The 21,323-nt window shown below is 64.5% G+C and carries 14 protein-coding genes; 3 read left to right on the plus strand and 11 right to left on the minus strand.

The annotated features are described in order from the left end of the window. Positions 1-25 precede the first annotated feature (25 nt). Positions 26-1,585, plus strand: coding sequence for an ABC transporter substrate-binding protein (locus tag PMI15_RS03235; RefSeq protein WP_007863611.1), 1,560 nt, complete (start codon positions 26-28; stop codon positions 1,583-1,585). 125 nt (positions 1,586-1,710) lie between these two features. Continuing rightward, the gene (locus PMI15_RS03240) at positions 1,711-2,844 is read left to right on the plus strand and encodes a C45 family peptidase (RefSeq protein WP_007863613.1); all 1,134 of its coding nucleotides are present in this window, start codon (positions 1,711-1,713) and stop codon (positions 2,842-2,844) included. Positions 2,845-2,860: 16 nt separating this feature from the next. On the opposite strand, the gene PMI15_RS03245 is transcribed toward PMI15_RS03240, so the two are convergent. Continuing rightward, positions 2,861-5,134: a hypothetical protein gene (locus PMI15_RS03245; RefSeq protein WP_007863615.1), complete on the minus strand. Its 2,274-nt coding sequence runs from the start codon at positions 5,132-5,134 to the stop codon at positions 2,861-2,863. Positions 5,135-5,545: 411 nt separating this feature from the next. On the opposite strand from PMI15_RS03245, the gene PMI15_RS03250 reads away from it, so the two are divergent. Next, positions 5,546-5,833, plus strand: coding sequence for a hypothetical protein (locus PMI15_RS03250; protein ID WP_007863616.1), 288 nt, complete (start codon positions 5,546-5,548; stop codon positions 5,831-5,833). A 47-nt stretch (positions 5,834-5,880) separates the two neighbouring features. Here the strand turns inward: PMI15_RS03250 and PMI15_RS03255 are convergent, their stop codons facing one another. From PMI15_RS03255 to PMI15_RS03300, 10 genes are all read right to left on the minus strand, one after another. Further along, positions 5,881-6,285, minus strand: a complete 405-nt coding sequence (locus tag PMI15_RS03255) for a hypothetical protein (RefSeq protein ID WP_007863618.1) — start codon at positions 6,283-6,285, stop codon at positions 5,881-5,883. Positions 6,286-6,287: 2 nt separating this feature from the next. Further along, a complete protein-coding gene (locus tag PMI15_RS03260) occupies positions 6,288-8,672 on the minus strand; it encodes a tetratricopeptide repeat protein (RefSeq protein WP_007863621.1) in 2,385 nt (794 codons plus the stop codon). Positions 8,673-8,830: 158 nt separating this feature from the next. Continuing rightward, a complete protein-coding gene (locus tag PMI15_RS03265) occupies positions 8,831-9,160 on the minus strand; it encodes a hypothetical protein (RefSeq protein ID WP_007863622.1) in 330 nt (109 codons plus the stop codon). A gap of 1 nt (position 9,161) precedes the next feature. Further along, positions 9,162-11,432 (minus strand): hypothetical protein, encoded by a 2,271-nt coding sequence (locus tag PMI15_RS23925; protein ID WP_007863623.1) that lies wholly within the window; start codon positions 11,430-11,432, stop codon positions 9,162-9,164. A gap of 50 nt (positions 11,433-11,482) precedes the next feature. After that, the gene (locus tag PMI15_RS03275; RefSeq protein WP_007863624.1) at positions 11,483-12,652 is read right to left on the minus strand and encodes an HlyD family efflux transporter periplasmic adaptor subunit; all 1,170 of its coding nucleotides are present in this window, start codon (positions 12,650-12,652) and stop codon (positions 11,483-11,485) included. After that, positions 12,649-14,823: an ATP-binding cassette domain-containing protein gene (locus PMI15_RS03280; protein ID WP_007863625.1), complete on the minus strand. Its 2,175-nt coding sequence runs from the start codon at positions 14,821-14,823 to the stop codon at positions 12,649-12,651. Before PMI15_RS03280 ends, PMI15_RS03275 begins: the two co-directional genes overlap by 4 nt. After that, complete coding sequence (locus PMI15_RS03285; RefSeq protein ID WP_007863626.1) at positions 14,820-16,187, minus strand: TolC family protein; 1,368 nt, start codon at positions 16,185-16,187, stop codon at positions 14,820-14,822. Before PMI15_RS03285 ends, PMI15_RS03280 begins: the two co-directional genes overlap by 4 nt. A gap of 538 nt (positions 16,188-16,725) precedes the next feature. After that, complete coding sequence (locus PMI15_RS03290) at positions 16,726-18,156, minus strand: HlyD family type I secretion periplasmic adaptor subunit (protein WP_157214520.1); 1,431 nt, start codon at positions 18,154-18,156, stop codon at positions 16,726-16,728. Positions 18,157-18,158: 2 nt separating this feature from the next. Continuing rightward, positions 18,159-20,345, minus strand: coding sequence for a type I secretion system permease/ATPase (locus tag PMI15_RS03295; protein ID WP_007863629.1), 2,187 nt, complete (start codon positions 20,343-20,345; stop codon positions 18,159-18,161). 263 nt (positions 20,346-20,608) lie between these two features. Next, a complete protein-coding gene (locus tag PMI15_RS03300; protein WP_157214522.1) occupies positions 20,609-21,322 on the minus strand; it encodes a Crp/Fnr family transcriptional regulator in 714 nt (237 codons plus the stop codon). Position 21,323 lies beyond the last annotated feature (1 nt).

Genomic DNA, 21,323 nt, shown 5'->3' on the forward strand with positions numbered 1-21,323 from the left:
ATTTCCGATTCTTAAGGAGCTTCCCATGCTTTCCCTGCGATTGAATTTTCTGGGCGCTGCCGTGCTGACGGCCTGCGCCGCGGCCCAGGCCCAGGCACCCGCGCAGATCGTGGTCGCGCAGCCGGCCGACATACGCTCGACCAACCCGGGCGTGAACCGCGACAACACCACCGACGGCGTGGTGCTCAACATCGTCGAAGGCCTGGTCGCCCACCACGAGAACGGCACCATAGGCCCGCTGCTGGCGCGCTCCATTGTCACCAGCCCCGACGGCCTGACCTACATCTTCAAGCTGCGCACCAACGTGAAGTTCCACAATGGCGAGCCCATGACCTCGGCCGACGTGCTGTGGAGCTGGAAACGCTACATGGACCCGAAAACCGACTGGCGCTGCCTCAGCGAGTTCGACGGCCGCTCCGGTGTCAAAGTGACCTCCGTCACGGCACCCGACGCGCAGACCGTGGTCATGCAGCTGGACAAACCCTCCGCCGTCTTCCTCGACAACCTGGCGCGCACCGACTGCGGCATGACGGCCATCCTGCACAAAAAATCCGTCAAGGAAGACGGCAGCTGGGACAAGCCCATAGGCACGGGCCCCTTCAAATTCGAGGAATGGAAGCGCGGCGAATACGTGACCCTGAGCGCCTTCGCCGACTACCAGTCGCCGCCCGGCAGCAAACCCGACGGCTACCTGGGGCTGAAGAAACCGCTGGTCGAGCAGGTCAAGTTCCTGACCGTTCCCGACATGTCGACCTCCAAGGCCGGCCTGCAGTCCGGCGCCATCGACGCCGGCCAGATCACCTCCTCCGACGTGCAGGAACTCAAGGCCAACAAAAACCTCACGGTGATCGGCGCCGTCGACGCGGGCAAGAACACGCTGCTGATGCAGACCAACGACCCGCTGCTCAAAGACGAACGCATACGCCAGGCCATCGCCCTGTCGCTGGACATGAACCAGCTGGTCGCGGCCTCGTCCGAAGGGCTGGCCAAGGTCAACAACTCGGCCATCCAGGGAACTTCGGCCTTCTACAGCGCGGCGCAGAAAAAAGGCTACCGCTATGACCCGGCCAAGGCCAAACAACTGCTGAAGGAAGCCGGCTACAAGGGCCAGCCCATCGTGATCCAGGCCAACAAGCGCGCCCATGTGCCCAGCTTCTCGGTCGCGGTGATGAGCCAGGCCATGATGCAGGCCGTGGGCATCAACGCGCAGATCGAGGTACTCGAATGGGCAACCCAGCTGGACCGCTACAACAGCGGCAACTACCAGCTGAGCTCTTTCACTTATTCCTCGCGCCTGGACCCGGCCCTGAGCTATGAGCAGTTCTCGGGCAACAAGGCCAAGCAACCGCGCAAGGTCTGGGACGACCCGGCCGCGCAAAAGCTGATCGACCAGAGCTTTGCCGAAGCCGACCCGAAAAAGCGCCAGGCTTTGTTCGACCAGCTGCACGCCATGATGATCGCCAAGACACCGCTGGTCATCCTCTACAACGTGACCGACTCCTGGGCCGTGCGCAAGCGCGTGTCCGGCTTCACGGTGTGGGAAGGCAAGCCGCTGCTCTGGAACACCAAGCTGGCCGGCAAGTAATTTTCAGCATCCTCTTTCACTCGCCTTGATGCGCACCGCGCGCAAGGCACGGACAGGCACGCCTCGCGGCGGCCACTATCGCCTCCAGGCACTTCTTCCGACACGCTTTACGGGTAGCGCAGCACATGGCAAACATTGAACAATTTCCCTTTATCTCGGTTTCCGGCAGCCCGCGCGAACGCGGCCTGCAGTACGGTCGCCAGGCCGCCGGCCGGGTGCGCGGCAGCGCGCGCCTCTACGGCCAGACCCTGGTTAACCTGGGCTACAGCGAGCAGGCGCGCGCGCGCCTGATTGACTTCTTCGCCAAGGAAATCGGCGATTTCGCGCCGCACTACATCGACGAGATGCGCGGTATCGCCGAAGGCGCGGGCGTGGACTTCCAGGACATCGTGATGATCAATGCCCGCACCGAGGTGCTGGCCAAGGCGCGCGCAGAGAAAGTCCAGCAGGCAGACAAGGAGCCCGGCGACGGCTGCACAGGCGCGCTGATACTGCCCGAGCGTTCGGCCAACGGCAACCTCCTGCACGGGCAGAACTGGGACTGGCGCGCCGAATGCGTCGAAACCGCCGTCGTGCTGCGCGTGCGCAACGACCACGGCCCCGACTTCCTGACCTTTGTCGAGGCCGGCGGGCTGGCCCGCAGCGGCTTCAACAGCGCGGGCGTATCCATCACCGCCAACTACCTGGAGTCGGACCGCGACTTCAAGCAGCTGGGCGTGCCGCTGTCGCTGATACGCCGCAAGGTGCTGGAGCAGGAGATTTTTTCGCTGGCCATGAAGGCCGTGGCGGCCACGCCCAAGTCCTGCTCCAACAACCTCATGCTGGGCATGGCGCAGGGCTTCGGCATCGACTTCGAATGCACGACCAATGAGTCTTTCCCGATTTACCCTGGCGCAGACAACCTCATCGTGCACGCCAACCACTGGATGAGCCCGGTCGCGCTCAGCAAGCTGGTGGACCTGGGCATTTCCCAGTCGCCGGACAGCCACTACCGCGACTGGCGCGTGCGCAAGCTGCTCAATGCCAAGGACAAGCTGAGCCGCCAGGATTTGAAGAACGCCTTTTTTGACGACTTCGGCCTGCCCTATTCCGTCTGCCGCCCGCCGCGCCTGGGCAGCCACGACAACCTCTCGGCCTCGGTGGCCATGGTCATCATGGAACCCGCCGCCGGCGAGATGGAAGTCGCGCCCCTGCCGGCGCTGAACCGCGTGTTCACCTGCTACAGCCTGACGCAGGAGCCGCGGCTCTCCGCAGCCTGAAACAGCCTTCCATGAATTAGAGTACCGCGGCAAGCTGGTCCAGGTCCAGCGATGGGACGAACTTGGGGTTGACATAGCGCTTGCGGATCTCGGCTTCAGAGAATTCCACCATGTCCGCACTCTTGGCACTTGCGCCGCCGCCGGCGATCCAGGCGCTTTCCCAGATGTGGGCCAGGTTGCGTATGCCCAGGGCCATGACCTTGGCGGTATTGGCGCCGAACTGCTCCCACAGGCCGTCTACCACCGCGCGCGAGGCGCCCTCGCCGAGTTCGACGTAGGCGTCGCAGATCTCTGAAGGCGGGATCAACCGGGCGACGTCATCCATGAGCTTGACGGTGGCGACCGCAGCCTTTTGCCCTTCGTCGATCTTGGCCAGCGCGGCGGCCGGCTTGGCCAGCACTTTGTCGATGGCCTCGAACAGTTCGGCGGCCTTGGCGTCAATCATCTTGGTTTCGTAGACCGAATGCACGCCCTTGGCGGGCCAGTCTTTTTTGGGCTTGCCGGTGCTGGTGACGCCTTCGGTGGCCTGGTCCTGGTAGCCGTCGGCCAGGAAAGAGCCGTGCAGCGGCTGGCAGGCGTCGCCCACATAGTGCGCCAGCAGCCCCGCCGCGGCCACATAGCTGGCGTAGTCCTTCTTCTCGACATAAGCGACCATGGCGTCGTAGAACTGCCAGACGCGAAAAGGCAGGCAGCCGCGCGACTTGGAGGCCGTGGAGCCCACGCTGTCGTAAAAGCCCTGCCAGTATTCCACCGTCACCCTGTCCGTATCCTGCATGCACAGCTCGCGCAAGCTGGGCCCGTCGCCGGGGCCGGGCACGTCGATGTCGGCATAGTGGGTGGGGTGTTCCGGCCCGCTGTTAAAGCCGGTGTCGCGCCCGCCCTTGACCTTGCCGGGCTGCTTTTTCCAGATCACGTCGGGCACGTCGGCCAGGGCGATAAAACCCGTCGTGTCCTTGAGCGCCTCGTTGATCTTGCCGGGTGCGATGTCGGCGCGATCAAAGCTGATGCGCAGCGCATTGGCCGCCAGCAGCTTGGCGAGTTTTTTGTCCTTGACCTGCTCGACTGCGACATTGCCTATGCTGTAGTGGCCGGTCGCGCCCCAGTAGGGCTGGGCCGCCGTGTTGTGGGCCGACACCAGCTCCACGTCCAGCAGCTTGCAGACATTGCTGAGGTTGGTCGCCAGCGCGAAGTTGTAGGCCCCGCCGTCGACACTGAAAGTCTGCGCGCCCCATTCCACCGCGAGCGGGCGGTAGGAAACCTTGCCCGGCACACCTTTGCTGTCTTTCTCTTCTTCCGCCTTGAGGTGCCAGACCGTGCCGGAGTCGCCAGGCTGGGTCTGGTGGGCCGGGTCTTGCGGCGCGATCAGCAAATCGGCCACGTAGTCATAACCGCCCACCGATTTGTAGCGGTAAAACAGCGCCTTGATGCGTCCCTCCAGGTGGCCCGAGGCCGCGCCGAAAGCGGAGACCGGGTGGTCTATCAGTTGCAAGCCCAGGTTCTGCTCGTTAAGGTCCGCCAGTGCGCCTATCTCGCCTATGCCATAGACACTGCTGGTCCAGTCCCGGGCGTCGTCGACCTCGACCAGGCCGACGTCCAGGTTCAGATAGGTCTGCTTGCCCGCAAAAGACGGATAGACCTCGGTAAAGGGCAAACGCGTGAGCTGGCGCTCGGAGGCATGGCCGACCTCGACCTCCTCGCCGCGCAGACGCGCATGGACGGGCTCGCCGGGCTCGCCGCAGACATGGCGGTTGGTCAGCGCATACATTGTGTGGCCGTCGCTGACCAGGCAGCCGGCGCTGGCGCTGCGCACCAGACCCTGGTTGCGGATCAGCAGCGGAAAGCCGCCGCCTATGGCCGCCTCCGGCCAGATCCATGAGGGCAGCGGCTTGCGGGCCGGGGCCTGCGGCTCCACCTTGACCACGCAGACCGGCACCACGCGGCCGTCGGGCAAATAAAGAATCCTGGGCACCATGTCCTGCGGGTGCAGCTTGCTGCTGGCGAAAGCTTTTTCCTCCACCCACTCATCCACCATGACCAGCATGCAGGGCCAGGAATAGGGTCGCACCTCGGAGTTGGCGAAAGTGCGCTCCACCTTTTTTTTGCCTGTGGATTTTTTGACCGGGTTTTTCGCGTCCGGCCAGGGGTCGCTGCGCCGTATCAGGTACAAACCCACCGCCGTGCCCACGACATTGCGCTTGTTGAGCATGTGCACGTGGAACTGGTTGCGCGCGTCCAGCAGGTCGCGCACGGAAAGGCTGGCGTAGCTGTTCTGGCTGCTCAGGATGTCCATGGAATTCCTCCGTGTGTTGAGGCTCAGGCCAGCAGGCATTGTGCGCAGCCGGATGGGCCTGATCAATCCTCCAATAGGAGGAGAAAAACAGCTTCACCGGGTTTTGTGACGCGGGTATGTCCAGGCCGCCGCCAACGGGGCATGCAAGCAATAAAACAAGCAATGCAAAAAAAGCATGGCCAAAGCAATGTCTTTCTGGCGACATTGCGAGATCATTCAAGTTACAGCAAGCCAAGGCCATGCGCGCGACATTGAGGGCAAAACCCGTGGCGCATGGGCCTCTTGCAGCGTCCCAAACCATGCGGACCCCATGTGCATCGCCGCGACCCGCTTCGATACACAAGCCAAGCGAAAGCCAACTCCCGCCGCCGGCCATGACGGTGCCGGGGAAACCACAACAGGGTGAATGACATGGAAGCCGTCAATGCAAGCCATGCAATGTCAATTTATCTGCCTCTTGCGCTGTATGTCGTTATCGCCGTCATCGGCTGGCGGCTGATGAAATGGCGCCGCAAGTGCAAGGCCCAGAGAGCCGTTTACTGGCAAGCCTGCTACATCAAGCTGGACAGCCTCGCCAGGTCCCACCGCCTGCGGGCCGCCGAGTTCGAGATCCAGGCCGAGAAATTCCGCCTGCGCTGGCAGCGGGAGCAGCGTGCCCTGCACAAAAAACGGTTTGACGAGATGTTTCTCAAACGATAGGCCCATGCCGGCCGTCGCGGCCGGCCGCGCCCTCGCCCTGGGAGGCCTCAGTTGCGGCCAAACTTTTTTTTACCCAGGTAGCCGAGGGCGGCAATGCCCAGCAGAACACCCCACTTGGTATACCAGGCGGCCCACCAGGGCAGCGTCTCCTCGTGAAGCGGGGCGGATGGCAGGTCTTTGACGGCCCAGAAGTCCAGGGCCGGCCACCAGCACAGCCACAGCAGCGACAGCAGCAGGGGCCAGACCGCCCGCGGGCCCAGCCAGGCAAAGTCATCCCTCAGTTTCCATGAAAGCCCGGTGAGCACCACCAGCACGGCCAGGCGTGCCAGCACCGGGCCGCCGGCGGTCATATCCAGGCCTAGATAGGCTGAAAATTTCCAGGCAACAAAGGCCGCCAGCGCCACCACGGCCACAAAAAGAAGCCAGCTGTCTTCACTGTCGACCTTGCCCATGCCTAGTCTCTTTTTTGATGGTTGATTTTTTTCGTCGAAGGCCGTAAAGCTCGCGCCTTGCGGGGCGGCCGCTTCGCGGGTGGGCGTGCCGACCACTCGCCCAGCGCGGCCGCCACCTCGTCAATCGTGCGGTGCCATTCCTCCCCTTCGGCCTGCCTGAACAAGCGCAAGCTGGGATACCAGGCCGAATCGTTTCCTTCCAGCCCCCAACGCCAATCCGTGTCTATCACGGGCAACAACACCCAGCAGGGTTTACCCAGCGCGCCGGCCAGGTGGGCGACGGCGGTGTCCACGCAGATGACCAGGTCCAGCTGGCTCACGATGGCGGCCGTGTCCGCGAAATCCTCCATCAACCCGCCGAGGGCCGCCAGCGGCTGACCCGCGGGCGGCTGCGCGGCCTCTTCCTCGCCCTGGCCTTTTTGCAAGCTGACAAAGCTGAGGCCGGGCACGGACCAGAGCGGCGCCAGGCTGGCCAGCCCGGGAAGCGAGCGGTTGCCGTCATTGCCGTGGCCCGGGCTGCCTTTCCAGACCAGCCCGATCTTGCGCCCCGCCGCCGGCAGGCGTTCACGCCAGCGCGCCACACGCTCCGGCAATACGCGCACATAGGGCAGGGGCGCTTCGCCTATGGTGTCGGCCGTCACCGAAAAATGCAGCGGCAGGCTCATCACAAAACACCAGCAGTCATGCGCGGCCAGGCTGTCCTCGTCGGTCACCACCGCGTCCACCCCTTCCACGGTTTCCAGCAGCGGAACCAGTGGCGCGCGGCACAGCAGGGTCAGGCGCGAGACGCCGCGCGCCTTGAGCAGAGGGGCGTAGCGCACAAACTGGATGTAGTCGCCGAACCCCTGCTCGGGCCAGATCAGCAATGACTTGCCCGCCAGCGATTCTCCCTGCCATTGCGGCCAGGGCAGCGAGGGAAAGGGAACCGCGACGGTCTTGCGCTCCGGCGCATAACGCGACTCATACAGCGGCCAGGCCTCGGTGTAGCGCTGCGTGCTCAGCAGCAGCAGGCACAGGCTGAGGCGGGCCTCGACATAGCCGGGATTGAGTTCCAGCGCGCGCCGGTGCGCCGCCTCGGCCTCCGCCAGGCGCTGGTTGGTCTTGAGCATGATGCCCAGGTTGTTGTGGATTTCGGCCCGCTCGGGCTGGAAGGCCAGCGCGTGCCGGTAGGTCGCCTCCGCCTCGGCCAGGCGCCCGTCGCGCTTGAGCAGGATGCCGAGGTTGTTGTGCGCCTCGGCGTAGTCCGGCTTGAGCGCCAGCGCCCGCCGGTAAGCCGCTTCCGCGTCAAGGGGGCGCCCGCTGTCTTTGAGCAGGTTGCCCAGGTTGTGATGGGCGTCGGGGTAAGCAGGCCGCAGTTCCACGGCCCGCCGGAAGACGTCCTCCGCCTCCGGCAAACGCCCACTGCTCTGTAGCAGCAGGCCCAGGTTGTTGCAGGCCTCGGCATAGTCGGGCTTCAGTGCCAGGGCCTGCCGGTAGGCCGCCTCCGCCTCCGGCAGGCGCCGGGCCAGCTGCAGCAGGTTGCCCAGGTTGCTGTGCGCTTCCGCGTAGTCGGGCCGCAGCGACAGCGCGCGCCGGTAAACCGCCTCCGCTTCAGGCGAGCGCCCTTCACTCTTGAGCAACACCCCCAGGTTGTTATGCGCTTCGGCATACTCGGGCCAGGCCTCAAGCGCTTCGCGGTAGGCCGCTTCCGCCTCGATGGAGCGCCGGTTTTTCTGGTGCCGGTTGCCCAGGTCGTTCAGGGCCCTGGCATGGCCGGGCGTGGAGGGCGTCGCCCGGCCCTGCGACGCGCCGGCTTCGCGCATGCGCCAGCTGCTTTTCAGCAGGATGCCCAGGTTGTTGTGGGCCTCGGCATAGTCGGGCCTGAGCTGCAGCGCACGCCGGTAGGCTGCCTCAGCCTCGTCCAGGCGCCCGCTTTTCCTCAGCAGGTTGCCCAGGTTGTTGAGCGCCTCCGCATAGTCGGGCCTGAGCGCCAGCGCGCGGCGGTAGGCCGCCTCGGCTTCGTCCGGGCGCCGGTTATCCTTTAAAAAAATCCCGAAGTTGTTGTGGGCCGCCGCGTCCTCGGGGTCCAGCGCCAGCGCGCGCCGGAAAGCGGCTTCCGCTTCGTCCGGCTGCCCGCGGTGCTTCAGCACATTGCCCAGGTTGGCCAGAAAAGCTGCCCTTTCCTCCAGCGCAAGCGCCTGGCGAATCCGCGCTTCCGCCTCGGCAAGCTCCGCTTTCTGCAGGTGCGCCACACCCAGCATGTGCAAGGCGTCCGCCTGGGCGCCGTCGGCCTGCAACACCTGGAGGTAGCCGGTTTTGGCCTCGTCCAGCCGGCCCCGCCGGTGGGCGGCCAGTGCCGATTGAAACAGGGCGGCATGGGAAGCAGGCAAGTCGTGCGTGGTGTTCATGGTGGTGCCAAATTCACAAATTGAAGCGCACGGAGGTTTCCCCCGCGCGCTTGCAGGTCCTCGTCAAGAACGCTTGCCGGGCATCCTCACCAGATCGCCGAACCGCCGCGGAACGGCATTACCCGCCTCCCCCACATCCGTCCTTCAGGCGGCCGCGCTCAAATGAACACCCAGCGCCCGGACCACCGGCGACACTCACCCGGGGTTTCCTGGTTGAATATCTTCAAGCTGCGATACCACGGGCTGTCCTCGCGCGGCGCCATCCAGCGCCAGCAGGCGTCAAAACGCGACAGCATCCAGGTCGGGCGGGCCAGGCTGGCGGCCAAGTGGACGCCGGCCAGCCGCCAGGCTTGCACCGACTCCGGCTGCGCCGCCAGCACCTCGTGCACCAGGCGTTCGCAGTCGGCCCAGCGCTTGCCGGCAGAGGCGCGGTTGGCCGCACGCAGGAACCTGCCGGCCACCGTGGAAATGGCCTGCCCTTCGTCCATGTCAGATCACATTGGCCGTCACAGCGGTATTGACCAGCAGGGTGACCGTATGCCCGCTGTGCATGTACTGGTACACGTCATAGGTCGTGCCGCTAATGACCACGTCATTGGTCGAGGCATTGCCCGCGCTGGAAGTCACCACGTTGAGGGTGGTACCGTCCACGTCCGTCAGGCTGCTGCCGTTCGCTGGCGTCGTCAGCGCTTCAGTCATGGCGTTCAGGTTCATGATGTCGCCCGCATTGCCCGTGATGCGTATGGTGTCGGCCACCGTGTTGCCGCTGGTGACGCTGGTGAAGTCCAGTACGTCTTGCAGACTCAGGTTCAGCGTCTGGTTGCCCGCGGCCGTCATGCTGATGATGCCGCCTGTACTGACCGTGATGTTGCGCGTGCCCGCGACGCTCGTATTGCCGGCCAGGTCGGTTTGTGTGGCCGAGAGGGTCTCCGCCCCCTGGTGCATGGCCGCGATGTCGGCAATCGTCGGGCTGTAGCTCCAGGTCGTTCCCGTGACCGTGGCCGCGTGCGCAGCGCCGCCGAAGCTCAGCGTCACCGTGGCGCCGGTTTCGTTGGTGCCGGTGATGCTGCTGAAGACTTCCGTGCTGTCGATGACGTCGTTGCTCGCCACGATGTCGATCACCGGCGCCGCAGGCGCCGTGGTGTCAACGATGTAGTTGAGGTCGCTTGCAATGGCGGCGTGGGTCAGGACGACGTCCTTGCTGGCGCTGTCCTTGATGGCGCCGCCGTTGAGCGTCAGGCCGTTGGCCACCACCCCAAGGCCGTTGCCGTCCGTCTCCCCCGCCAGGATGGTGTAGGTAAAGGTCAGCGCCGTGCTGCCGCTGCCGCTGACGTAATCGTCCGTGGCGACCACCGCCATGGTGGGTGCCGCAGGGGCCGTGGTATCCACCTTGAAGCTGGCGCTGTCCGCAAGGGCGGTGTGCGTCAGGACGGCGTCATTGCTGGCGCTGTCTTTGATGGTGCCGCTGTTGAGCGCCAGGCTGTTGGCCGCCACGGCAATGCCGTTGGCATCCGTCTGCCCCGCCAGTATGGTGTAGGTGAAGGTCAGCTCGGTTCCACCGCTGCCGCTCACGTAGTTGGCCTGCACCGTGCTGCCGCTTATGTTCAGCGCCAGCTGTGGCGTGCCCGTCACCGTGACTGCCTCGCTGAAGGTGACCGTGGCCGTCACGATGTCATTCGCGTTCAGTGTGTTGTTCTGCACTCCCGCAGAACTCAGCGCCACGCCAGCCACCGTCGCCCCGCTGGCATTGACCGTGATGGCCCGCGTGCCCGCAACGCTCAAATTGCCGGCCAGGTCGGTCTGCGTGGCCGACAGGGTCTCCGCCCCCTGGCCCATGGCCGTGATGTCCGCACCCACCAGACTGTAGCTCCAGACGCCCGAGCCGTTCGCCGTCACCGTGTGCACATTGCCCGCGCCCAGCGTGAGCGCCACGCTCGCGTTGGCCTCCGCCGTCCCCGTGATGACGCTGGCGGCTTCCAACGCGTTGTCGCCGCCACTAAACGATGTGACGTTGGTCCACGTGGGGTGCGCCGTGCCGATGTCGCTGAACACCACCTGCTGGTTTGTGCCGCCGTCGCTGTTGTTGACCTCGCGCAGCAGCGTGTTGGTGGCGATGGAGCCGCCGTAAATGGCATCGGTCACGCCCGAGGCGATAACCTTGCCCTGGGCGTCGTAAATCCGGTAATTAAGCGCCGCGGTGACCGGGCCGGCGAAAGCGGAAATACTCACGGCAAAGGTGCTCACTGTCGCGGCGGCGGCAGTCACGGCAGCGGTACCCCCGCCGCCGCCGGCGATCGCCGCCAGGCCCAGCCCACCGCCAGCAATGGGAAGCCATGCCGCGCCGCCAGAACCAGCTGCGCCGGAAGCACTGGCCGCCGTGGCTTCTTCCGCGGGCGCGGCGGCTTCGGTGGTGTTGGCGGCGACCACGTCGTACGAACTGTCGACGGACGATTCGGCATTCTGGTCGCCTTCAGATTCACCGAGGCGTTTTTTGCGCAGGAGCTTGTCGGCAGATTGACGGGCCTGGCTGGCGGCGGCTTCCTGTTCCATCTGGATGGCAGCGGCGGCGTTGGGCGCTGGCGCCTTGCCGGCCGTCGCAGGTTTTGCTGACTGGACGGCTTTTTCGGCGGAAGTGGCCTGCTGGACAAACACCTGCGGCGGGACGGTGTGCGCGGCGGCGACCGTGACGGGCAGGTTTTCCGCGTGCACCGGATTTGCGGTGGCAACGGTTTGCTTGTCGGCTTGATGGGGCTGGTTCATGGCAGGTCTCCTGGTTAAAAAAGAAAAGGAAAGAAAAGAAAATCAAACGATCAACGTTCGGAAAAGGCTTCGGAAAAAGTCTTGGTGATGGGCTTGGTGAGGTAGCGGAAAATCGAGTGGCTGGTGCCGCGGATATCGATGCTGGCGGTCATGCCAGGCTGGATTTCGATGGGCTTGTGCCCGCTCACGTGGTGCCGCTGCGCCGGGTCGAGCTGCACCTGCACGCGGTAGTAGATGTTTTCGCCGGTGCGCGTTTCCTCGGTAAGGGCGTCGGCGCTGACGTATTTCACGGTGCCCGACAAGACGCCGTAGATGGCGTAGTCGTAGGCATCAAGCTTGACGGCGGCTGGCTGGCCCACATGGATGCTGGCGATGTCGGCGGGCTTGAACTTGCCCTCCACCACGAGGTCGCTCCCGCTGGGGGTGAGTTCCATGACGACGTCGCCGGCCTTGACCCGTGAGCCGAGGGTGGTGAAGCGGATGTTGCGCACGGTGGCGTCCGCGGGCGCGCGGATCTCGGTGCGCTCATAGGTGGTAGCGCGGTCGGCGAGCACCTGTTCCTGGGTGGCCAGGTCTTCCTCGGCCTTGGTCATTTCGGCCTGGGCATCCTGGAAGTACTTGTTGCGCCGGTTGGTGATCTGGCCTTCGAGCTCGGCGACCTGTTTTTGCAGACGGATGATTTCAACGCGGGAGATGTCGCCACTCTTGAGCAAGGGCTCGCTGATGGAGAGTTCGTCGCGCGTGGAGGCCAGCATGGACTGCAGCGCGGCGGCTTCCTGGTTGACGGCACGCTGGCGGCGCTGGAAAAGCTCGGTCTGGTTGCTGACGAAGGACGGGAACTGCTGAACCTCCGGAGGAAACACCAAGGGCCGCCCCAGGACTTCGGCGTGCAGGCGTACCAGCGCGGCCTTGAGCGCAGCGACCTTGGCACGGCTGTCGCTGAGCGAGGCCAGCCCTTGTTCGCGCTCGAGCATGACGAGTACGTCGCCCTTCTTGACGCGGCCGCCTTCGCGCACCAGAAATTTCTCGATCACGCCGTCGTTGGCGGCCTGCACGAGCTGGGTGCGCGAGCTGGCGATCACCTGGCCGGTGCTGCGCGCGATCTGCTCGACGTCGAACCACAAGCTCCATGCGACAAAGCAGCCGATGATGAGAATAAGCAAGGCGATGAGGCGTTGTGCCGACCGCAAAGCCGGTGATGTGGGGTATGGGGATTTCATGCGGCAGCCTCCTGTGGCGCGCCGGGATGGCCGGCGGCGGCCGGGGGACGGGAACGGGCGGCAAGCTGCTGCAGCACCAGCGCCTTGGGACCGTCCATGACGACGCCGGTGGGCGACAGGATGACCAGCCTGTCCACCATTTGCAGCAAAGCGGGTTTGTGGGTCACGATGACGAGCGTCTCGTCGATCTGCACACTGGCGCGCAAGGCCGCGATGGTGCGCGCCTCCAGGGTTTCGTCCATGGAGGCAGTGGGCTCATCAAGCAACCAGACGTCGGGAGCAGCCAGCACCATGCGCGTCAGGGCAATCAGCTGCTTTTGCCCGCCCGAGACGCCTGTGCCGCCTTCGGCAATTGGCATGTCGAAGCCTTTGGGATGCGAGGCAATCACCTGCCGCAGGCCCGTGAGTTCGCAGGCGGCGAGCAGATGCTGCTCGGTCTTGCCGAGAACCCCGGTGGTGAGGTTGTCGCGCAAGGTTCCGGCGAACAGGCGCACGTCCTGCGGAAGATAGCCCAGGCGGTCGCTGAGGTGGGGCCGGGAGATGTGCTGCAGGTCGATGCCGTCGAGCGAGACTCGGCCCTTGGAGGGCATGTACATGCCGGACATCAGCTTGAGCAGGGTGCTTTTTCCGCTACCGACAGGCCCGAGCAGGCCGACCTTTTCGCCAGGCTTGATGTGCAGGTTTTCCAGTTGCAGCACGGTGGCGTGGCCGCGGTAGCCGAATTCAAGGTTTTGCACGGCCACTTCACCACGCAGGCGGTCTATGGCCAGGGGACGTTCGACGGCGTGGTTGTCCTGCTCCAGGCTGAAGATGTGCGAGAGGCTGCGCATGGCCGACTTGGCATTGGCCCACTGCACCATCAAACCGGGCAGCATCCCGGCCGGCGTGAGCACGCGGCCGGAGATGATGGAGCAGGCAATGATGCCGCCGGAAGTCAGAGAAGTCGACGTGGAGGCCACATAAGCGCCGGTGGCGACCAGCAGCACATAGCTGATCTGCTGCAAAAATCCGGCGTAGTAGCTGGCCGAATCGCCCAGATGGCGCAGCCGCATGTCTTCGTCGATGTTGATGCGGGTCAGGCCGTTCCAGCGCGCCAGGAACTGCCAGCCGGCGCCGCTGGCCTTGATGGATTCCGCGCCTTCGACCGCTTCGACCAGCAGGCCGAGCTTACGGTTGGAAGCGGCCTGGCCTGAGAGCGCATGGCGCTCCATGCCGCGGCGAAAGAGAAACCCCACAGCCAGCGCCACGATGAAAAACACCACCGGCACTGCGGCAACCAGGGGACCGCCCAGCAGGTAAATCACAACCAGGAAAAGAATGGCGAAGGGCGTATCGACCAGCAGGTAGAGGGTGACCGAGGACGCGAAGGACCTGATCATCTCGTAGCTGCGCAGCTGGGCGGACAACGTCCCGACGCTGGCGGGAAATTGGTCCATGCGCACACGCAGCAACCGTTCGAAAATGCTGTGCGAAAGATTGGCGTCCATGGAACGGATGGAATGCTCCGTGATGGTGGCGCGCGCGAATTTGGCGATCAACTCCAGCAGAATGCCTATGGCAATACCGGCCGTAAGCGCATACAGCGTGGACAGTCCTTGCGTGGGAATCACACGGTCGTAAACCTGCATGCTGTACAGCGAGGTCAGCAAGCCGAAAAGATTGATGACGACGGAGGCGATGGCCGCGTGGATGAAATACCGCCGGTTGTCGCGCAGCGCGCCGCGAAACAGTTCGCCCGCGGTGCGGTACAGGCTATCGCCCGTGGCGTGGCTTGCCTGAATTTCGGTGTAAAGCGCGTCTTCAGGCAGCACAGTGACGTGGCGATGGCCCGATTCGTCCTCAAGTAGCCAACCGCCGGCGGGCGTGTGCTGGTGAAGAATGAACACGCCGACGTCGGGGTGGACGGCGACAGCGGGCAGCCTGGCGGCCGCCCGGCCTTCCGTCCAGGTTTGGGAGCGCGCACCCATGGATGCAAAAGCATAATCCGCACAGGCTTGCAGCCTGTCGCGGGTGAGGCCTTGCTCCTGCGCGGCGGCCAGGCGGGTTTGGAGCTCTGCCACCATGTGCGATTTCATGGGCCGCAAGTCCTTGACGATGTCGGGCAGGCGGCGGGCCAGCCACAGCACGCTGCGCGTGGCATGCGATGTCGTATTGGGCGATGGAGTGCTCATGGGAGTTCGCTTTCTGGGGACCACATGGGTATGCCGAGCAGGAGGCCCAGGCGGTAATAGGCGCCCACGCTGACGGAGCGGGCCTCGACTTCGGCCTGCTCAGACTGAGCGATCTCACGCACGGAATTGAGCAGATCTATCCAGCTGCGGCGGCCACTGACAAAGAGACGCCGGTTGGAGGCGAGGACTTCGGTTGCGCCTTCGCGGCTGCGCTGCAGCTCGGGCAGGCGGCGCTGGTTGGATTCCAGGTCGCGCCACTCGGCTTCCACACGCTCGCTGATGTCGCGCCGGCCGGCCTCGGCGGTGCCTTGAACCGCCGACAGGTGCCGCTCTGCGGCCTCGATCTGGGAGCCCAGGGACAAGCCCGAACCAGGCGCATACTGCACCGACACGAAGACACGGTTGCCGGCCGCGGCGGAGCCCAGGTACTCGCCGACCTGGCGCTCCAGCCGCAGGGAAACCGTGGGCCACATCGCGGCACGCGTGCGGTCTATCTCGATGGCAGCCAGGCGCGTGTCGATTTCAGCCAGGCGCAGGTGGGGGTTGTCTTGCAGTGCACGCTCCAGCAGGCGCGCGAGCATGGGAGGGCGCGGCGGGGCGGCCGGCAGTTCGATCTCGCCAGGCTGCAGCGGCCGGCCTATCGCGCTGCTCAATTGCGCCAGGGCGGAACGCTCGAGGGCGCGAAAGGATTCAAGGTCGGCCTGGGCCTGAGCCAGCCGCGTACGTACCATATTGACGTCGGCTGCGGCGGAGACTTCGGCCTGGTTGCGCCGCTCTATCATGCGCAGCAGTTCATTGAGTGTCGCGACGTTACGTTCTTGTGCGATACGGCGGCCGGCGTTCAACAGATAGGACTGGACAGTGTTGGCCACGCGTGTGGCCAGCGTGATCTGCGTGTCCGAAATGGCCTCGCGGGCGCGCAGCTCGCGCAGTTCGGAAAGCCGCAGGTCGGCGGTGAGCCTGCCGCCAGTCCACAGGGGTTGGGTCAGGCGGAATGTCGTAGCGCTGCGCCCGGACAGGGAATCGGTCTGCACCCCTGGAGCGGGCCAGAACTGCATGCGCGCGGCTTCGATCATGCTTTGCGCGGATTGCTGGTCGAAGCGTGCGCTGGCGACAGTGGGATGGGTATCGACGGCCAGCTGCAGCAATTGGCGCAGGCCCAGGCTTGCGGTGGTCTGCGGGCCGGAACCGACCTTATCGGTCTGCGCATAGAGCGCACCGCAGGTGGTGCATTGCACCGTCAGTGCAAGCTGCACACCAGGAAGCCCGGCCGAGGTGGACACCGGAGCGCCGCTTTCGCCGTACGCCTGGACGGTGCCGTTGCAGCCCGGAAGCAGCAGCGCAAGAACGATCAATGCTTTCATGGAAACGCGCTGCGGTGGGTCAACGGCCCGCAGGGCACGCGGGATGGAACGCTTGTTCGGTAGGGCCATGCAGACGGGCGGCGTTCAAGGCCTCGCCCCTCCCCGGTTCGGTTTTTGTTGGTGCGGCTTTGGGGCGTTTAGGGATGGATAAACGTGATTTGCAGGCCTCGGATCGCCTGGCCTCATAGGCCGGAATCTCTTTGTTTCCGTACGCGGTTACAAGACAGGAGTGCAAGAGCTGGGCCATGAAAAATCTTCTAAGTTGGAGACCGCCGGAGAGCGAAGGAATAAGCTGGTTTCAGCTTATCGATATCTGTTACGTGGTTTTTAGAGATGGTCTTTCTGCGGACAATGTTTGTCGGTTTCCACTTTTCATTTGAAATAGAAGCTTGCTGATGGAAGGCATGGTTCCGCCAGGCACGCGGGGACCGGGCACAAAAATTTCCCGTCTTGTCCGTTGGAGGGCTACCGGCCGGTGGATTGCCCGACAGATGGACAGGGTCTGGCGAACCGGCTTCAACGTCAGGCGCGAGCGCGCTTAACGCTCCCGCAAACCTTCTTGCGCGGCCTGCACCAGCGGGCTGAGGAAGAAAGAGATCACCCGGCGCTGCCCGGTCTTGATCTCGACATGGGCCACCATGCCAAAGCCCAGCGGCACATCGGCGCCGTCGACGGCGATGCTGGTGCGCGACAGCTGCACGCGCACGGCATAGAGCAGGCCGCGCTTCTCGTCGGCGATGGCATCGCGGGAAACGTCAAGCACCACACCAGGTATGGCGCCGTAAGTGGTGTAGGGAAAGGTTTCGAGCTTGACGGCGACTTCCTGGCCCGCGCGCACAAAACCGATGTCCTTGTTTTCCAGCATGGCTTCCACTTCGAGCGGGTGCTCCCCGGGCACGATGACCATCAGCTGTTGTGCGGGCGTGACGACGCCACCCACGGTATGCAGCGCCAGTTGCTGCACAGTTCCGGTGACCGGCGCGAGCATCCGGGTCAGGCTGCCGCGCCCCTGGGCTTTGCTCAGTTCCTGCTCCAGCGCGGCGGCGCGCTGCTGGCCCTCCTTGAGGCTGTCGAGGGTTGCGCGGCGAATCTCGGCCTTGAAGGCTTCGCTCTGGTGGCGGCTCTCCGCGACCGCGGCCTGCAGTTGCCGCACGCGCTCGCTCTGTACCGCCAATTCGCCCGACTGCTCGAGATAGGCCTGCTGGCGCTCAAGAAAAGTATGCTGAGCCACATAGCCGTCCCCGGCCAGTTTGTCCAGGTCAGAGGCACGCTGCCGCATCATGGGTAAAGTAGCCTGCAATTTGGCCACCTGCTCCCGGCTGGCGCGCAACTCGGCCTGGCGGGTGGTGATTTCCGCTTCGCTGCGCGTGAGCTTGGCGAGGTATTCGCCATATTGCCCGTCGAGCATGCGCGCCGCTTCGCGGTGCTGCTCGGCCGAGGCCTGGGACAGCTGCGGCAGGACCGGGGCCTTTCCGCGGGTCATCGCATCCAGAAGCGCACCCGCGCGCGCCACCTGCAACAGGGCGGCTTCGAGTTCGGCGCGCGAGCGCTCAATGTCGGCGGCCTCGGTGGTGGCGTCGAGTTCCACCAGAAGATCGCCAGCCTTGACGGCTTGCCCGTCTTTCACATGGATGGCCTTGACCACCGCCGCACTGAGCGGTTGCACCACCTTGGTATACCCGCTGGGGACGATTTTTCCGCTGGCAACCGCGACGATATCGATTTTCCCGAACACGCTCCAGGTGGCGGCGATGAGCGCAAACGCGATGAGCAACCACATAAAGATGCGCGGCGCGGCAGGCACAGGCGTCTCCTGCACCGCGAGCACGGCGGGCAAGAACTGCGCCTCGGCGGCCTTGTAACCGCGCGTGTCGGTGTCCCGGCGGCCTTGCCAGGCCAGGGCGAAGACGGCCTTGTAGCGCTCCAGCAATTCGCGCATCGCGCCCAGGCGTTGTTTAAAGCGGTCCATCGTCATGCCCCCTGCATCGCATGCAGGTGCGCGTACTGCCCACCCGGCAGGCCCAGCAGTTCCTCGTGCGTGCCTTGCTCGACAATCTGGCCCTTGTCGACAACCACGATGCGGTTCGCATCCCGGACGGTGGAGAGCCGGTGCGCGATGATGAGAACCGTGCGCCCGGCACAGATGGACTTCATGTTGTCCTTGAGAATACGTTCGGATTCGTAGTCCAGCGCGCTGGTGGCCTCATCGAATATCAGGATCCGGGGATTGCCAATCAACGCGCGCGCGATAGCGATGCGCTGGCGCTGACCGCCTGACAGGGTGGCGCCGTGCTCGCCCACCAGGGTGTCATAGGCCTCGGGAAGTTCGATGATGAATTCATGGGCGCCGGCCAGCTTGGCGGCGGCGATGACCGCCTCAAGCGACATTCCGGTGTTGACCAGCGCGATGTTGTCGCGAATGCTGCGGTTGAACAGCATGTTCTCCTGCAACACCACGCCGAGCTGGCGCCGCACCGTGGTAGCGTCGGTGGTGGCGAGATCGACGCCGTCTATCAGCACGCGTCCCTGGTCGGGGATGTACATGCGCTGCACCAGCTTGGTCAGCGTGCTCTTGCCGGAGCCGGACCGGCCCACGATGCCGACGACCTCACCCGCGGCGACATCAAAACTGATGCCGCGCAAGACCTGCGGCGCGTCGGGCCGGTAGCGAAAGCTCACGGCGTCGAACTCGATATGGCCCTCGATCCGGGGCATGGCGCTCTTGTTGCCGGCGATCTCGGGCCGGGTGTTCAGGATGTCGCCCAGGCGCTGCATGGAAATGCCGACCTGCTGGAACTCCGTCCACAGCTGCGCCAGTCTGATCACGGGGGCCGCGACGTAGCCGGCGAGCATGTTGAAGGCGATCAGTTGCCCCACGGACAATTTTCCCTCCACCACCAGTTGTGCGCCCAGCCAGATGGTGGCCACGGTGACCAGCTTGCTGACCAGCGAAACGCCGTTGTTGGCCAGGGTGCCTATGGTGGTGGTGCGAAAGCCGGCTGCGACGTAGGCGGCAAGCTGGTTGTCCCATTTCTGCGCCCATTGCGGCTGGACCGCCATGGACTTGACGGTGTCTATGCCGCCTATGGTTTCGACCAGGAAAGCCTGGTTTTCGGCGCCGCGGTTGAATTTTTCGTTGAGCCGAGCGCGCAGGACAGGCGTGAACAGCACCGAGAGCAGCGCATAGCAGGGCAGCGACACCACCACGACCAGCGTCAGCCAGACACTGTAATAAAGCATCACCGCGAGAAAGACCACGGAGAACAACAGGTCGAGCACCACGGTGATGGCATTGCCGGTCAGAAAAGAACGTATGGTCTCCAGCTCGCGGATGCGGGCCACCGAATCGCCCACGCGCCTGGCCGTGAAGTAGGCCATGGGAAGGCCGAGCAGATGGCGAAACAGCCGCGCGCCCAGTTCCACGTCGATGCGGCTGGAGGTGTGGGCAAAGACGTAGCTGCGCAGGCCGGTGAGTACCACGTCGAACACCGAGATGACCAGCAGGCCTATGCAGACGACGTGCAGCGTGGTGAGGCCGTTGTGCACCAGCACCTTGTCCATCACCACCTGGAAGAACAGCGGCGTGACCAGCATGAAGAACTGGAGTACGAAGGACACCAGCAACACCTCGACCAGAGGCCGGCGGTACTTGACGACCGCGGGGAGAAACCAGCTGAAGTCGAACTTGGCCATTTCGCCCGCCAGCGACGCGCGCGAGGTGATCTGGATCAACTCACCCGACCAGCGCTCAAAGAGCGCCGCCAGTTCCAGCACCTGCGGGCCCGATGCGCCCGGCTCCTGAACCAGGGCCTTGTCCTGGTCGACCCGCGCGAGGATAAAAAAACCGCCGTCTTTGGCAGCAGCAATGGCCGGCAGCGCCGCCAGTGCCAGCCGCGCGCGCGACGGCTGCCTGCGCGCGGCCACCAGCCCCAGGCTTTTGGCGGCGTTGAGAATGTCGACGACATCCATGGCCTGGCCGTCACGGCTGAATTCATGCCGCAGTTTTTCGGGATCCGCGGCAACCGCGTGGAACTGGGAGAGCATCACAAGACAGGCGAGCCCGCTGTCTTGCACCGCAGCAGGCGCCGGCTGTGCAGCCGACGATTGGGCGCGCGAATTGCCCGGCGGCAAGACCGAAACCACTGTGTTCATGACCATCCGCTACTCCCTCCCCTTGCGCCGTCTGCTCCGTGCAAGTCCGCGGCGGCGAACGCCCCGGTGTGCCAGCACGCAGCACTTCTACCTTACGAGCGTGCCGTGTGTTGTCTATGGCAAGCCGATAAGGCGCTTTTATGCGGTACCACTTTGGCAGTACACAGCATGGGAATCGAGCATAGTTTTCCGAACGGGGTGAAGCGAAGGACATTGTCTTTGCGCAGACAATGTGTGGGCGATTTATCGGGACACCGCCCCGGACGGCGTCAAGGCACTGCGGCCTCCTGCATCAGCACAATGAGCTCTTCCAGCGTGGGCTTGGTGATATTCATGCGGGCTTGCCGGTGTTTGCGGGAAAAGCGCAACCAGGTTTCCAGCGAACGCAATTCCAGCATGCCGTAGTTCACGCGCAACCAGCCGGCCGAAACGAGGTGATGCACGGCTTCGGAGAAGACACTGCGCGACACCCCGCAGACAGACGCGATGACGGTCTGCTTGACGGGAATCTCCACGGATGTGCCTTCCAACCCGTGCGTGGGTGGGCGCGACGAGTTGTAATACAGCGCTTCAGCGAACAGCGCCAGGCCCATGACCACCCGCAGCGGCGGGCTGCCCTGCTTCATGAGCACGATCATTTCCGAGTGCTGCCGGCTGCGCCAGGCCATCAGCAGGGCGATATAGCGGGAAAATTCCGGCTCGTCCTGAAATGCCGCCAGCGTGTCGGTTGCCGGCACGCACACCGCGCGGACCGGGGCCAGGCACACATAGTCCAGGCACGAGTGATAACGATTGAGCAAGGGCTCTTCGCCAAACCAGGTGCGGGGGCCGTAAATATTGACCTGGATGCAGCCGCCCTCCTGCAAAGGAACGCTGGCGCCCACCAAGCCGGAGACGATATAAGTCCAGGCGGCTACCTGGCCGCCCTTGGGCCAGATGACGTCGCCGGCATCGAAGGCCGTCATCTTCACACGGGACAGCATT

Origin of the sequence: Polaromonas sp. CF318, from assembly GCF_000282655.1 — a bacterium.
GTDB lineage: Bacteria > Pseudomonadota > Gammaproteobacteria > Burkholderiales > Burkholderiaceae_C > Polaromonas.

Bases quoted from the DNA above. Each gene is read 5' to 3' on its own strand.
- PMI15_RS03235 (WP_007863611.1), top strand. From the start codon at position 26: ATGCTTTCCCTGCGATTGAATTTTCTGGGCGCTGCCGTGCTGACGGCC.
- PMI15_RS03240 (WP_007863613.1), top strand. From the start codon at position 1,711: ATGGCAAACATTGAACAATTTCCCTTTATCTCGGTTTCCGGCAGCCCG.
- PMI15_RS03245 (WP_007863615.1), bottom strand. From the start codon at position 5,134: ATGGACATCCTGAGCAGCCAGAACAGCTACGCCAGCCTTTCCGTGCGC.
- PMI15_RS03250 (WP_007863616.1), top strand. From the start codon at position 5,546: ATGGAAGCCGTCAATGCAAGCCATGCAATGTCAATTTATCTGCCTCTT.
- PMI15_RS03255 (WP_007863618.1), bottom strand. From the start codon at position 6,285: ATGGGCAAGGTCGACAGTGAAGACAGCTGGCTTCTTTTTGTGGCCGTG.
- PMI15_RS03260 (WP_007863621.1), bottom strand. From the start codon at position 8,672: ATGAACACCACGCACGACTTGCCTGCTTCCCATGCCGCCCTGTTTCAA.
- PMI15_RS03265 (WP_007863622.1), bottom strand. From the start codon at position 9,160: ATGGACGAAGGGCAGGCCATTTCCACGGTGGCCGGCAGGTTCCTGCGT.
- PMI15_RS23925 (WP_007863623.1), bottom strand. From the start codon at position 11,432: ATGAACCAGCCCCATCAAGCCGACAAGCAAACCGTTGCCACCGCAAAT.
- PMI15_RS03275 (WP_007863624.1), bottom strand. From the start codon at position 12,652: ATGAAATCCCCATACCCCACATCACCGGCTTTGCGGTCGGCACAACGC.
- PMI15_RS03280 (WP_007863625.1), bottom strand. From the start codon at position 14,823: ATGAGCACTCCATCGCCCAATACGACATCGCATGCCACGCGCAGCGTG.
- PMI15_RS03285 (WP_007863626.1), bottom strand. From the start codon at position 16,187: ATGAAAGCATTGATCGTTCTTGCGCTGCTGCTTCCGGGCTGCAACGGC.
- PMI15_RS03290 (WP_157214520.1), bottom strand. From the start codon at position 18,156: ATGGACCGCTTTAAACAACGCCTGGGCGCGATGCGCGAATTGCTGGAG.
- PMI15_RS03295 (WP_007863629.1), bottom strand. From the start codon at position 20,345: ATGGTCATGAACACAGTGGTTTCGGTCTTGCCGCCGGGCAATTCGCGC.
- PMI15_RS03300 (WP_157214522.1), bottom strand. From the start codon at position 21,322: ATGCTGTCCCGTGTGAAGATGACGGCCTTCGATGCCGGCGACGTCATC.